The organism is Dietzia sp. UCD-THP (genome assembly GCF_000349585.1).
In the GTDB taxonomy this organism is placed as follows: domain Bacteria; phylum Actinomycetota; class Actinomycetes; order Mycobacteriales; family Mycobacteriaceae; genus Dietzia; species Dietzia natronolimnaea_A.
This window is the reverse complement of sequence record NZ_AOSR01000066.1, coordinates 16165-29419: the sequence shown is the minus strand read 5'-3', so window position 1 is coordinate 29419 and position 13255 is coordinate 16165. Positions and strand designations below refer to the sequence as shown.

General features: G+C 66.2%; 12 protein-coding genes, 1 tRNA gene and 2 pseudogenes. 6 read left to right on the top strand and 9 right to left on the bottom strand.

The window, feature by feature from the left end:
• Positions 1-27 precede the first annotated feature (27 nt).
• Positions 28-2448, top strand: a complete 2421-nt coding sequence (locus H483_RS26975; RefSeq protein WP_017836409.1) for a DUF262 domain-containing protein — start codon at positions 28-30, stop codon at positions 2446-2448.
• Position 2449: 1 nt separating this feature from the next.
• Here the strand turns inward: H483_RS26975 and H483_RS26970 are convergent.
• The 5 genes from H483_RS26970 to eno all read right to left on the bottom strand — a co-directional run bounded on the left by H483_RS26970 (position 2450) and on the right by eno (position 6380).
• A tRNA-Leu gene (locus H483_RS26970) sits at positions 2450-2523 on the bottom strand.
• Between the two features lie 52 nt (positions 2524-2575).
• Positions 2576-3592: a Ppx/GppA phosphatase family protein gene (locus H483_RS26965; protein WP_017836408.1), complete on the bottom strand. Its 1017-nt coding sequence runs from the start codon at positions 3590-3592 to the stop codon at positions 2576-2578.
• Positions 3589-4140, bottom strand: coding sequence for a DUF501 domain-containing protein (locus tag H483_RS26960; RefSeq protein WP_017836407.1), 552 nt, complete (start codon positions 4138-4140; stop codon positions 3589-3591). The genes H483_RS26965 and H483_RS26960 overlap by 4 nt, the downstream gene beginning before the upstream one ends.
• Positions 4137-5039, bottom strand: coding sequence for a septum formation initiator family protein (locus tag H483_RS26955; protein WP_017836406.1), 903 nt, complete (start codon positions 5037-5039; stop codon positions 4137-4139). The genes H483_RS26960 and H483_RS26955 overlap by 4 nt, the downstream gene beginning before the upstream one ends.
• A gap of 63 nt (positions 5040-5102) precedes the next feature.
• Positions 5103-6380: a phosphopyruvate hydratase gene (gene eno / locus H483_RS26950; protein WP_017836405.1), complete on the bottom strand. Its 1278-nt coding sequence runs from the start codon at positions 6378-6380 to the stop codon at positions 5103-5105.
• 894 nt (positions 6381-7274) lie between these two features.
• Between eno and H483_RS26945 the strand changes: the two genes are divergently transcribed.
• On the top strand, positions 7275-7931 hold the full coding sequence (locus tag H483_RS26945; RefSeq protein WP_238556253.1) for a DEAD/DEAH box helicase family protein: 657 nt from the start codon (positions 7275-7277) through the stop codon (positions 7929-7931).
• A 452-nt stretch (positions 7932-8383) separates the two neighbouring features.
• Positions 8384-8650 (top strand): hypothetical protein, encoded by a 267-nt coding sequence (locus H483_RS26940; protein ID WP_017836402.1) that lies wholly within the window; start codon positions 8384-8386, stop codon positions 8648-8650.
• Between the two features lie 65 nt (positions 8651-8715).
• Here the strand turns inward: H483_RS26940 and H483_RS26935 are convergent.
• From H483_RS26935 to H483_RS38525, 3 genes and pseudogenes are all read right to left on the bottom strand, one after another.
• A pseudogene (locus H483_RS26935) lies at positions 8716-9615 on the bottom strand (sensor histidine kinase); the annotation flags it as partial.
• A pseudogene (locus H483_RS38530) lies at positions 9608-9796 on the bottom strand (response regulator); the annotation flags it as partial. The pseudogenes H483_RS38530 and H483_RS26935, both read right to left, overlap by 8 nt.
• Before the next feature lie 264 nt (positions 9797-10060).
• Positions 10061-10294 (bottom strand): heavy-metal-associated domain-containing protein, encoded by a 234-nt coding sequence (locus H483_RS38525; RefSeq protein ID WP_235027278.1) that lies wholly within the window; start codon positions 10292-10294, stop codon positions 10061-10063.
• Between the two features lie 413 nt (positions 10295-10707).
• Between H483_RS38525 and H483_RS26930 the strand changes: the two genes are divergently transcribed.
• Complete coding sequence (locus H483_RS26930) at positions 10708-11052, top strand: NADH-quinone oxidoreductase subunit A (protein WP_007626392.1); 345 nt, start codon at positions 10708-10710, stop codon at positions 11050-11052.
• A 95-nt stretch (positions 11053-11147) separates the two neighbouring features.
• Here H483_RS26930 and H483_RS26925 read toward each other — a convergent pair whose 3' ends face one another.
• Entirely contained in the window at positions 11148-11597 is a 450-nt protein-coding gene (locus H483_RS26925; RefSeq protein WP_187352317.1) for a hypothetical protein, read from the bottom strand.
• Positions 11598-11618: 21 nt separating this feature from the next.
• On the opposite strand from H483_RS26925, the gene H483_RS26920 reads away from it, so the two are divergent.
• Together H483_RS26920 and H483_RS26915 are read left to right on the top strand one after the other, a co-directional pair.
• Positions 11619-12326, top strand: coding sequence for a hypothetical protein (locus H483_RS26920; protein WP_223210110.1), 708 nt, complete (start codon positions 11619-11621; stop codon positions 12324-12326).
• Complete coding sequence (locus H483_RS26915) at positions 12319-13254, top strand: complex I subunit 1 family protein (protein ID WP_017836399.1); 936 nt, start codon at positions 12319-12321, stop codon at positions 13252-13254. Before H483_RS26920 ends, H483_RS26915 begins: the two co-directional genes overlap by 8 nt.
• Position 13255: the final 1 nt, after the last annotated feature.

Genomic DNA, 13255 nt, shown 5'->3' with positions numbered 1-13255 from the left:
CGCCTGACGGGAAGAAAGGACACCACCGTGCGGGGTGCCACCGAGATCTACAAAGTATACGAAGGCCGTAGCAAGACGCTGCATATCCCCGTGTATCAGCGAAACTACGACTGGTCGATACCCCAGTGCGCCAGACTGTTCGACGATCTTGAAGAGCTAATTAGGCTCGATCGTCGCAAACACTTCTTTGGTGCCGTAGTCGGAAAACCAGAAGGCACTTTCGAGTGGATCGTTATCGATGGTCAACAAAGACTCACCACCGTCAGTCTCCTGACTCTCGCGCTCGTCAAATCCGCCAAGAACGGCGATATCGCATTTAACGACAAAACCATCCCCACCAAAATCGAGCGCGACTTCCTACTAGTCGACGACGACGCCGATGGACAGGTCAAAGTCAAGCTTAAACCTGTTAAGGACGACGATATAGCTTATCGCAAATTGTTCGGATCACCGTCCGACCACATTGAGACGTCCAACATCACTGCCAACTATCGCTACTTTCTCGAGCGACTCAGCGAAACAGAACTCTCCGGAGATGAAGTCTGGGACGCGGTCTGCCGGCTTGAAGTGATGTTGTGCGATCTCGAGTCCCACGATGACCCTCAGCGAATCTTCGAGAGTCTCAACTCTACTGGGCTCACGCTGACAGAAGGCGACAAGATCAGAAACCTCGTCCTCATGGATTTGCCCCGCCGGGAGCAACAGCGACTGTACGAGGATTACTGGAATCCAATCGAGAAGATCGTCTGGCACCGTACTGATTGGTTTATCCGCTGGTATCTCGTCACGGTGACAGGCAAAACACCGAAGAAGGAGGAGGTGTACGACGCGTTCCGAAAGTACATCTCCGACTCGCATTCCGACATGGCGCAAACCCTTGAAAAGATGTACACGTACGCCAAGTACACGAGGGCGATCCAGGACGCGCATACAGGCTTCCCTCAGACCGACTTACGTCTTCGCCGGTTCAACGCCATCAAAGGTGATGTTGTCCTCCCCTATCTTCTGCCTCTGGTGGGAGAAGTTCACGCCGGCACCACCACTGATGCAGAGCTCGCTCAGGTGATCTCCATCTTGGAGTCCTACCTGTACCGTCGAATCACATGCAGCATCGGCACAAATGCTCTCAACAAGATTTTTGCCTCTCTGTACGGTGAAGCCCGGCGTCTCCGCACCGCTGATCAGGCACACCCTGACCTTCTCACCTACCTGCTGCAGCGCCGAGATGGGAGTGGCCGATTCCCCGACGACGAGGAGTTCTTGTCCGCGTTCGCGACTCGCAACTCGTACGCTCTCCGGGGCAGATACCAGCAGTATCTCTTCGATTGCCTCGAGAATCGGGATTCGAACGACATACGAGATATTGCTGGCGCATTGGAGAACGGAAACGTCTCGATCGAACACATTATGCCCCAGACGCTCACGGAGTCCTGGAAGCAAGAGCTGGGAGAGGACGCGGAAGTTATACATCAGACCTGGCTGCACCGCATTGGAAACCTCACGGTGACCGGGTATAACCCGTCTTATTCGAACTCATCGTTCGCGCGGAAGAAATCCATGGCCAACGGGCTCGAGGACTCGCCCTACCGGCTCAACTCCTACCTCAAAGAAGTCGACAATTGGGGACCTGCCGAACTAGAGGAGCGTACACGGCAGCTCTCCTCCATTGCTCGCACCTACTGGTCATACCCACATACAGACTTTCAGCCGCCGGCAGCAGTGTTGCCGACCCGGTCCCTCGGTGAAGATGAATCCTTCCGCGGACGCACGATCGTGGCCTATGAGTTCGGGGACGTCAAAGAGACCGTCGAATCGTGGGCTGACATGCTCCCCCGGCTCCTCTGGGTGCTGCTACAGCAGTACCGACCGGAGATTCTCGAACATGCCAACGAGAGTTTGAACTACATCGTGATCGGCTCTGACTCAGATGAGATTCCGCGGGAGTTTCGAAAGGTCGACGCCAGCCTTGCCGTCTATACTTCAAGCTCGACGGATGCCAAGATGCGACTGATCAGATCGCTCTTCGAGCATCTCGAAATCGACCCCGAAGACCTTGTCTTCACTTTCCGCCCGGAGAAGAGCGACGCCGATAGCCCAAACGAGCAAGTGGAAGCTTCCCCATTTTCACCACTCACCAAGTTCATTGACAGGTTCGACGAACTGACTGGCCAGTCAGTCACGCCGGAAGACACTGTGGAGCTTCGCGAGGAGTTCCTCCGTGACTTCGAATCCTTTAAACGCGCTGAACCTGCGAGAGACCTGGAAGGCCTCACGCTTCCGGACTTCGAAAAGCCCGAGATCGTAGCCGACTGCAACGCGGAACAGATATTGGCAGCGCTGACCACAACGCTTCAAGCGACGCGCATTTTCGACCCCCTCGCCCTGCATAGCAAGATCACCTCTGGGGTGGCGTCACTCTGGCTACACCGGCTTCACCAGCTCAGCTAAGTGCCCCCAGTCGGACTCGAACCGACACTGAAACGGTTTTAAGCCGTCTGCCTCTGCCAATTGGGCTATGGGGGCTTGCCGGCCCCGCCGCGGGGGCCGGGTGGCGCGCAGGACGCCAGGGGCCGGACTAGCCGGCTAGGCGGGTCAACACCGACATCGCGATGCCGTCCAGAATGTCCTTCTCACTCACCGTGAGCTCCGACAACCCCGCACGCTCTGCCATCACATCACACAGCGACTGGACCACGATGGAGCCCCCGCCGATCACGTCCGCGCGACCCGGGTGCATCGGCCCCAGACTGCGGCGCTCCGTCACCGTCGACGCCACCAGGCGGCCGCACACCTCGCGCATCCGCTCCAGCGGAATCACGCTGCCGTGGATCCGCTGCGGGTCGTACGCCCCCAGCCCCTGCGCCAATGCCGAGAGCGTCGTGAACGTGCCGGCCACGCCCACCCAACGGGCAGCGCGGCCCACCGGCACGTCACCGGCCTCAGCCAACGCGGCGGCGATCACGGCCCTGGCCTCAGCGATCTCGGCCTCAGTGGGCGGATCTGAGTGCAGCACCCGCTCGGTGAGCCGTACGCAACCCACGTCGAGGCTGCGGGCGCCTAACAACTGAACCTCGCCGCGGACGAACTCGCCCACCACGATCTCCGTAGAGCCTCCGCCGAGGTCCGTCACTACGAACGGCCCGTCCTCAGCCCGCAGGTCGGACACCCCGCCGGCAAAGGTCAACTCGGCCTCGGTCTGCCCGGAGATCACCTCGGCCTGCGCGCCCGGGAAGTGCTTGCCGAGCACCTCGGCGGTCATGCCGAAGAACTCGTCTTTGTTGCGGGCATCGCGTGTCGCGGAGGTCGCGACCATCCGCACCGACTGCACGCCGAGCTCGGCCATCGTGGCCACGTAGTCGGTCAGGGCGGTGCGGCAGCGAGACAGCGCACCGTCCGAAAGCCGCCCGGTCGCGTCGACGCCTTCGCCGAGCCGGATGATCCGCATCTCGCGGGTGACGTCGGTGAGCCTAGGCTGGCCGGGGACGCCCTCGGCGACCAGCAAGCGGATGGAGTTGGTGCCGCAGTCCACCGCCCCGACGCGCACGGCGTCGGGCCGAGACGTGCCGGGGCCACCCGAACCGGCGGAGGTCACTGCTCGTCCATCGCGAGGTAGTCGGGCACGCCCAACTCCTCGGGCGTCGGCCAGTCGGACGGCAGAGCGGTGCCGCGCAGCCCGGCCTCGCAAGCCAGCGCCACGGACTCGTCGCCCAGCCAGACCACGCCCGGCCCCTCCGCCAGCGCGTACGCCATGAGCACGTGCAGGCACTTGACGCGCTCGGGCATGCCGCCACCGCTGAAGTCCGTGCCCAGGTCCTCGATCTCGTTGCGCTTGGCGAGGAACCGCTCGTGGGCCTGCACGTAGTTGGCGGCCAGCTCGGGCTCCTGGGCCAACCTCGTCGTCATCCCCCTCATGATCCCCGCGGACTCCTGCCGACTCGCCTCGGCGGTGAGCCGCGGATCGGTGAGGTAGTACAGCGTGGGGAACGGGGTGCCGTCCTCCAGCCGCGGCGCGGTCTTGACCACCCCGGGCTGGCCGTCGGGGCTGCGGTAGGACACCTCCAGCACGCCCCGCGGCGGCCGACCCAGCTGGGCCTGGATCGCGTCGAGGTCTTCGCTGGACACGCTCTGTTCGGCGCTCACGCTGGGGGGTCCTCCTGTGGTTGATCTTGGACGCCGCCCGGGATGGGGGCGGCGGGGTCGTCGACGCCGGGCACGCCGGGCACGACCGGCACCGGCGGGGTGTCGGGGCCACCGGGGATGGACGTGCCCTCGAGCACCGCCGAGTCCTCCGGCATGATCGGGTCGGCGGGCTCGGCGATGGAGTTCCATACGCGCGTCTGCCATGGCTGCGCCGCCAGTTCGGCCGCCTTCTGCTCGGCCACGGCCTGCTCGATCGGGTCGACCATGGACACGCGGTACGGGGTCTCCCCCGGCTTCACGGCGCCAAAGCGGATGCGGGCCTGCTGCTCGATGTACGCCGGATCCGAGAGCATCTGCTCCTCAGCCTCGAGCTCGGCGATCGTCGCCTCCAGCGCAGCCCGCTCCTGCGCCACGGTCTTCTCGTCGCGCAGGAACTGGTAGTGATTGCGCAGCGGGAACGACACAGTGACGAGCAGGATGATGGCGACGACGGCGAGGAGTCCGATCCGCCGCGGGGTGTAGTTTCGCGGGCCCAGCAGGGTGTCGGACAGGTCCGTGCGCGTGGTGAGGCGGTGGGCCTCCGGATGCGCGGTGGTGCCGACCCGGCCGGAGCGGGCAGAGGCCGGGACGGGCCGGTCCCGTTCGCGGCTCGGCGTCCGCCGGCGGGTCGGCTCCCGGCGGGTGGGGTCGGCGGGCTGGCTACCGCTCTGCCCGTCGGCCCCGGCCCGGCCGCCCGCTCCGGTGCCGAGGCCGGTGCTGCTCCCCCGGTCCGCGGCGGTCCCACGGCCCGTCCCGTTCGTACGGCGACGGATCGCGCCCGACGCCTCCCCGGGCCGCCGGGACGCCGCACGATCACGAGCGTCTCCCCGGCGGTCCGAGGGGCGGGGCGGGCGGGCCATGCGCCTTCCTTTCCGACTACGTGCCCGTCAGCGGTGACCTGCCGACGGGCGGTGTTGGTGCCGTCAGGCGTTGAAGCGCGGGAACGCTCCGGCGCCGGCGTACCGGGCGGCGTCGCCGAGCATCTCCTCGATGCGCAGCAGCTGGTTGTACTTGGCCACGCGCTCCGAGCGGGCCGGGGCGCCGGTCTTAATCTGGCCGCAGTTGCAGGCCACCGCGAGATCGGCGATGGTCGTGTCCTCGGTCTCGCCCGAGCGGTGCGACATCATCGAGGCGTAGCGGTTGCGGTGGGCCAGGTCCACGGCGTCCAGGGTCTCGGTGAGGGTGCCGATCTGGTTGACCTTGACCAGCAGGGCGTTGGCGAGGCCCTTCTCGATGCCGTCGGCCAGGCGCTGCGGGTTGGTGACGAAGAGGTCGTCGCCGACCAGCTGGACCTTGTCGCCGATCATGTCGGTGAGGGTCTTCCAGCCGTCCCAGTCGTCCTCGTCGAGCGGGTCCTCGATGGAGACGAGCGCGTACTTGCCCACGAGCTCGGCGTAGACGTCGGCCATCTCGGCGGCGGAGAGCTGCTTGCCCTCGAAGTGGTACTTGCCGCCCTTGAAGAACTCGGTGGCCGCGACGTCCAGCGCGAGGGCGACGTCGGTGCCGAGCTTGTAGCCGGCCTTGCCGATGGCCTCGACGATGAGGTCGAGTGCGGCGGTGGTGGACTCGACGGAGGGGGCGAACCCCCCCTCGTCGCCCAGGCCGGTCGACAGGCCGCGGTCCTTGATGACGGTCTTGAGGTGGTGGTAGACCTCGGTGCCCATGCGCAGGGCCTCACGGAAGGTCGGGGCGCCGATGGGGGCGATCATGAACTCCTGCACGTCGACGCCCGAGTCGGCGTGGGCGCCACCGTTGAGGATGTTCATCATCGGAACCGGCAGAACGTGCGCGTTGGAGCCGCCGATGAAGCGGTACAGCTCGAGGTTGGCGGACTCGGCGGCGGCGCGGGCCACGGCCAGCGAGACGCCCAGGACGGCGTTGGCGCCGACGGTCGACTTGTTGGGCGTGCCATCGGCGTCGAGGAGGGCCTCGTCCACGAGGCGCTGGTCCTCGGCCGGGATGCCGATCACGGCGGGGGCCAGCACGTCGAGGACTGCCTCGACGGCCTTGGTGACGCCCTTGCCCAGGTAGCGCTCGTCGGAGTCACGCAGCTCGACGGCCTCGTGGGCGCCGGTCGACGCGCCGGAGGGCACGGCGGCGCGGCCGAACGAGCCGTCGTCCAGAAGCACCTCCACCTCGACGGTGGGGTTGCCTCGCGAATCGAGGATCTCCCGGGCTCCGACCTGCTCGATAAGCGCCATCTGTGCTCCTTGGGGGAAGTTCGTGGATCGTGTCTGGGTCGGCACCACTCCGCGAGGCGCAGCACCGCTGGCCATTGTTCCACGTCGGTCTACAGGGCGGGCCGAGGCTGGGCCGGGGGCGCTCACCCCGCCCCCGCCTGGCCGGCCTTCGCCCCCTCCCGGGTTGCGCGTCCCCTATGTACGCCGCCTGCCCGGGTACGCGTCCGGTGTGGTCCATTCCGGGCGCGTACCTCTCCCCAGTTGCCTTCGCTCAGCTCCACACGTGAGCAGGATCGATGTGCTGGCCGACGTCCATCGCGTCGTGGAGAACCCGGCCCACCACAAGCATGCCCGGGTCGAAACGGCAGACCAGACAGACTTTTCAACGGCGCGCACCGTGAGGCGGAATGTCGCCGTCACCCAGATGACCGACCATCGGCCACAGCTCGTGCACCGATGTCGGCAATAGCGTCGTCAAGGTCCGAGTCGCCCACATCCACGTAGCGGCCCGCCGCCACGTCATCCCAGCCCAGCTCGACTGCTGCACGAAGTGTCGCGAGCCTGACTGCGTCCTCACCGTCCCGGCTCTGCATACTCATCACCCCTGTCGGGAAACTATGCCAATCCTGCGGGTCCGGCACGGCCTGCGTGAATAAGAACCAACCCTCAGCCAGGATCCTGGCCGCGGCGGGCCCGCGTCGTCGTCATCGTCATGGACTTCGTCCCGAACGCGTGGCCTTACTTCGGCTACCCACGTTCGCCCCGGCGGTCCGGCGGTCCGGCGGGGTGCGCGCCAGCGGACCCCGTCGGTGACGTACCCGGCCCCTAGAGTGAGCCCGACCCTGCCAGGACCACCCAGGAGAACTCAGTGGACTCACCCGCCCTCATCGCCGCCCCCAAAAGGGCAGACACCTGATGGCGGCCCGGTCCGCGCGCAAGGCAACCACCAAGCGCAAGACGAGCTCGCGCAAGGCCACGACCAGGAGCAAGCCCACCTCCGCCCGGGCGAAGCCGGCCAAGAAGCCCAGCGCGGCGCCGGCGGTTCCGTCGATCTCTCCCGGCCAGAGAGTGTGGCTCCTCGAACTCCCGTGGGGAGGGCTGGGCGGCGGGATGCCGGCCGGGGTCACCTACTACAAGTCGCTCACCGCTCACGCGTACGTCGGCACTGCCCTGCCGAGCGCCCTGGAGCCCTACGCCAGCAAGCCGTACTCCTACCTGCGGTGGCGGGAGGACGAGCTCAACGGCAGCACGGGCCCGGGTGCGACCGCCGCGCCGATGAGTCTGCGCCCGGAGCAGCGCGCGGACGTCGATGCGATCGCCACGGCCGCCGAGCGCGGGTTCCGGCAGGTTCATCTGGCCAATGACGTGGGCACCGGTAAGACGCTGGTCGCGGTGGCCGCAGCGAAGGCGATTGCGCGCGAGCGCGGTGCCCGCACGATCCTGGTGACGGTGGACCGGCCGGCCCGCATCACCATCCCGTCATGGCGTCGCGCCATCGCCGCCCTGGGTGACGACGAGCTGCGTTGGATCATCATGTCCTCCGACAGCCTGGGCAAGCTCAGGCGGCAGTGACGGTCAACGCAGAATTGAATGCCGAACTTCGGGCGTTGCGCGGAATGGATCCCACCGGCACTATTGTTCCGTTGTTTCAGCCTCGAACATCGAGGCCGCGGTAGAGGATCGTGGTCCTTCATCCGGCCCGTAGTCTGGCCTGGGTCGAACGCCTTAGTGTCCTATGCCTCCGCCGCAGTGGTTGTCATCGCTGATAGTCAGGGGTATGACGTACGAATGCGCGAATCCGGAACTTTTGATCCGGAAGGGCCCCTTTGTCTCCGCTCGCAGACTCCAGTACTGCTCCCCAGCGACGGAGTCGCGCCGACACGTTGATGATGTCAAGCCAACTCGCGCACATTCCGGCCGGCCGTCGAACGAGACCGATAACCAGACGTTATGTAAAATAGTACTTGTCGAGAGCGTCCACTACTACTTGACGACATACTCAGCGCAGGCGAATACTCGGGACTATGGAGACCTCTCGCCTGGTCGAGCTCATTGATGCTCACAAGCACACCTACGGCGTCAGTGAGGCCGAGCTGGCCCGCCGAATCGGGATCACCCGCCAGAATCTGTACTTGTGGCGCACCCGCGGTCTGCGCGGCCTGCCGGCCCGAGCGACTATCGATGGCATGGCTACCGAACTGCATCTTCCGTATGTCCGGGTTCTCGAGGCGGCCTTGCGCGATGTCGGCTACCTCGACGCCACCGACGGATTCTCAGGCGTACTGGCATGACCGCCCCTGACCCCCTCGGCCCGGCGGCCACCTGAGTCGTCTTTAGTCCGGCTTTGGAATTTCGAAGTAAAGCTCGCACCTTGGCCGGGCCCGTCGCTGTGCGCTCGAATGTGCCCTCCGTGGGCTTCGACGAGTGCGCGAGTGATGGTCAGGCCGATACCGCTGCCGCCGCTGTGGCGGCCGCGTGAGGTGTCGGCTCGGTAGAAGCGGTCAAAGAGGTGGTCGAGGTGGTGTGGGGCGATTCCTTCGCCGGAATCCGACACGGTGATCTCGACGTGGCGGCGCCCTACCTGCCCGCTGATGACGGTGACGGTGCCGCCGGCGGGGGTGTGGCGAAGTGCGTTGTCCAGGAGATTGCCCAGCACTTGTCCGATGCGGTCGGTGTCCACCGTCACCGGTGCGTCGTCGACGTGGGTGTGTAGCTGGACTCCCTTGTTCTCGTATCGTTCTCGGACGGCGTCGACCGCACGGGTGACCAGCGTCCGAGTAGTGGTCGGACTGGGGCGAAGGCGGGTGAGGTGTTCTTCCGCGCGGGAGACGTCGACGATGTCCGCGGCGAGTCTCTCCAGCCGCCGAGTAGCCGACCACAGAATGATTCGGACGTCGTCGTCGAAGGTGTGGATGCCGTCGTCGATGGCTTCGAGGTAGGAGTCGAGTGTGGCAAGGGGTGTGCGCATTTCGTGTCCGAGGTCGGCCAGCATTCTGCGTCTGGTGGTCTCGGTGGCGTCGAGCCGTCGGGCGAGTTCGTTGACACTGTCGGCGAGATCGTCGAACTCGCGGCCCAGGCCTGGGCTAACGACCCGCGTGTCGTAGCGTCCACTGGCGATCTCGGCAGTCGAGGAGGTCACGGCGGTGACGGAGTGTTGAACTCTCCGGGTGAGATACCAACTCACCAGCAGCGCCAGTAACACTGCGATGGTCACCGCCAACCCCCACGCCACGATGATGAACGCCGTGAATGCTTCGACAGACCTCCACCCCGTCCAGCCCGGGCAGGCCAAGGTCAAGGACGATGACGTCTGGGTCGATTTGCCGGGCCAGTGTCACCGCCTGAAGACCATCGCCGCAGATCGTCACCTCGAAGCCCTCGCGTTCGAGGTAGGTGGCCACGACATCGGCCAAAGACTGCTCGTCCTCGACAACCATCGCCCGCAAGCCCGTGGCCGGACGTGGCGTCGGTGCGGCGACTTCTGTCGTTCCGAGCGCACGGGCAGAAGAGTTCATGTCCCCCATCATCCTCGGCGCCACCATATGGGCCACACGCGCGCGGGCCACATGCCGACCCGGACATCTCTCAATGACTTGCGGCTGGAAGTCGAGCGCCGGGTGAGCGAGGGTGCCCACCCGGCCAATGCTGTGTTCGCTCGAGAACGTGGTTCATCGCGTCATCGGGCCGAAATGGGCCAACCGTCAGCTGCAGCAGCAGCCACCCGTTCCACTCGCCATGGGCAAGGAGACACCGACCGTCTGATCTGCGGAGACTATCGCGTATCCGGCGTCGGCCACGGCTTGGGATACGGCCTGGGTAGTCGCGGTTCCGGTCGTTGTCATACTTCCTGCCTGCAAGTTGACTTCGACGCCGATCACGCCGGGCAATGCACCAACAGCGGCTTTCACGGATGAAACGCAATGCCCGCAGGTCATCCCCTGAACTTGGTATGTGGTGGCCGTCATCGTCTTAATCCTTTCGCCGAACGCCGTGGGGCGATCCCACACCAGAATCATATACCCCCGGTGGGTACATGATTCGAGTCGTCAGGTTTCTTCACGAGATCTTGACCTTGGCACCGAGGGAGCGAGGTGGGCGCCCCAGGACACGTTGCCCGAGGCTGGTCGATCGGGCTCGGAGAACCGCGGTTTTCGGACTGGCCCCTGAAAGCACCCTCTGCCGGTGCCCTACAGCGCCCATCATTTCCTGCTGCTCTGCGGAGCCGGCCCCGGTCACGGCTGACCGCCGAGCTGGAACGAGATTATCGATCGCGGTAATCCGTTAAGGTGACTCCCACCGCTCAGCGACCGGCCTCGATGTTCGACCGCGAGAAAGGGGAGAGACCGTCATGTCCTCAGGGATCGTGTCCGTGGCTCTGGTGGCGCTGTCTGTCGTTGCTCTCTTCTATGCACTCCACCGCGTGGCCAGCATTACCTCCGACCCGTTGACAGTCCTGCCGGCCCAATCCGGGTGGGCACCGCAGGAGCACGCCCTGTCGCGGTTCCACGCACGCTGGTACCTCGCCTCGATCGTGTTTCTGGCCTTCGACGTCGAGATGCTCTTTATGTACCCGTGGGCCGTGGTGGTGATCGAGAAGGGGCTCTCTGCGGTGGTGGAGATGTTCCTGTTCCTTGGTGCCCTGCTAGTCGCCGTGGCCTGGGCACGGCGAGAAGGCGCATTCCGATGGGCTTGAGCCCGTTTCTCGCCCGCCTCGCCGTCCAGGCCACCCGGGTGCTCGTCGTCGAGGCCCCGGGCCAGTGGGCGACTCGGATGGAGCTTGAGCAACAGCTACTCCGTCGCGGGTGGCGGATAGCCAGTAGTCCGGCTCAGGGGGACGTGCTCGTCGTGTGTGGTGCGCCGGGCCCTGAGCTGTCGGATCTGGCGAACCGCCTCTGGGAGCAGATGCCCGGCCCTCGGGTGCGCATCGGCATCGCCTCGCCCGGAGCGGTGGTTCCCGCCCTCGACAATGCCACTGCGCTCCTGCTCGACACTTCCCATCACCGGACCGACGCCCGCGAACGGGCGCAGGAGCCCTCGATGTCCGATCACGCGAACAATGCTGATGGCGAAGGGCACGAAGGGCACGTGGGTCACGAAGGACACGAGGAACACCAGGGCCACGGTGGACACTCGGACCACGAAGAGCACGCGGATCGCCAGGCGCACGAGGGCCACGAAGACCATGGCGGGCATGGTGGCCACGAGGGCCACGCAGACCACGGCGGGCACGAGGGCCATGAAGGCCACGGGGATATGGACATGGCTCCCGCCGGGATTCCCTTGGCCGAAGGCGGGGAGGACCGCGACGGCCTGGAGATGGATGTTCTCCATCTGCCGCTCGGTCCGGTATTGCCGTTCTGGCCGGCCGGGCTCGTGCTGCACTGCTCGCTACAGGGGGACGTTGTCGTCGACGCCACCGCCTCGGTGATCGACGCGACGGAGCACAGGGCCGGAGCACCCGGTCGGCCCACGGACCACGCGTCTGCCACGGTGACCCAATGTGATCAGGTCATGGCACTGCTGGCACTGGCCGGTGCCGAAGACCTGGCGGACTGCGCCCGCCGTGCCCGGGACGGGATTCTGACGGGCGATCCCGGTGCCGCCCGTGACGCCGTCGAGCGTCTGCACCGGAAGGTTCGCAGGTCGCGGCTGCTGCGCTGGTCATTGCGGGGCGTGCTGCCGCTCGGCCCGGCCGATCTGGAGCGCCACGGCTTGCCGGGGCACTGCCTCGGGGATGCCCACGACCGGTTGCTGGCCCAACTGGAACGGATCCGCGTCGAGGTCGGCGGCGCAACGCCGGACCGGGCGGATGGCGGCTCAGCGCAGGAATCTGCGGACAAACTAACTGTGCCGTGGGCGGTGGTGCCGGACCTGGTGACCGGTTTGGAGCTGGGCACTGTGCGCTTGGCGGTGGCGAGCCTTGATCTGGGCTCGCATCCTGCCGTCCGGGAGGTGGGGCATGTCTGAGACCGTGGTGACGACCGTGTCCGGTGGGTGGGCCGTGCTGGCCGGGGTGATCCTGTGTGGGCTGGCGTTGTTCGCGGTGGCGCTGGACGGGGTGCTCTCGTCGCCGGCGCGGGGCGGCGGTCGTGGCGGGCCCACTCCCCTGGCCCGTGCGGCCCGTCTGTTGCGGCAGCGTCGCCGCACGACGGTCGCCGCGGACACCCTGCTGTGGCGGATCGGCGGCGCGGGCATGCTGGTCGGGGCGTTCCTGATGATCGCCGTGATCCCGCTGGGCCGCTGGACACTGGCGGACCTCGACGTGGGAGTCGTGTGGTTCAACGCCGTCGACGTCATGGTGTGGGCCCTGGTCTGGCTGGCGGGGTGGGGCGCCAACTCCATCCACGGTCTGGTGGGCGGTTACCGCTTCCTCGCGCACGGGCTGGCCTATGAGCTGCCGCTGATGTTCGCATTGGTGGCCCCGGCGATCGCCGCCGGCAGTCTGGCGGTGGGCGACGTCGCGGCCGCGCAGGACGGCGTGTGGTTTGTGGTGTGGATGCCGGTGGCGTTCCTGGTCTTCCTGATCGGCGTGACCGGCTTCTCTGTATGGGGTCCATTCGCCCCGGCCCTGTCCGCGGACATCGTCGGCGGGGTGACGGCCGAACTCTCGGGGGTCGATCGGCTGGTCCTGCAGGCCGGGCGCTACCTGTTCCTCACCGCCGGGGCGGCGTTCTCGGTGCCGCTCTTCCTCGGCGGTGGTGCCGGGCCCGTCCTGCCCGACTGGGCGTGGGTGCTGGTCAAGACAGCGCTGGTGCTGACGGTTCTGGTGTGGGCGCGGCGCAAACTTCCGCTGCTGCGACCGGATCGGTTCATGGAGATCGGCTGGACTGTCTTGCTCCCGGCCGTCGTGGCCCAGGATCTGCTTGTGTCCCTCGTCGTGGTCTGGAAGGGCTGAG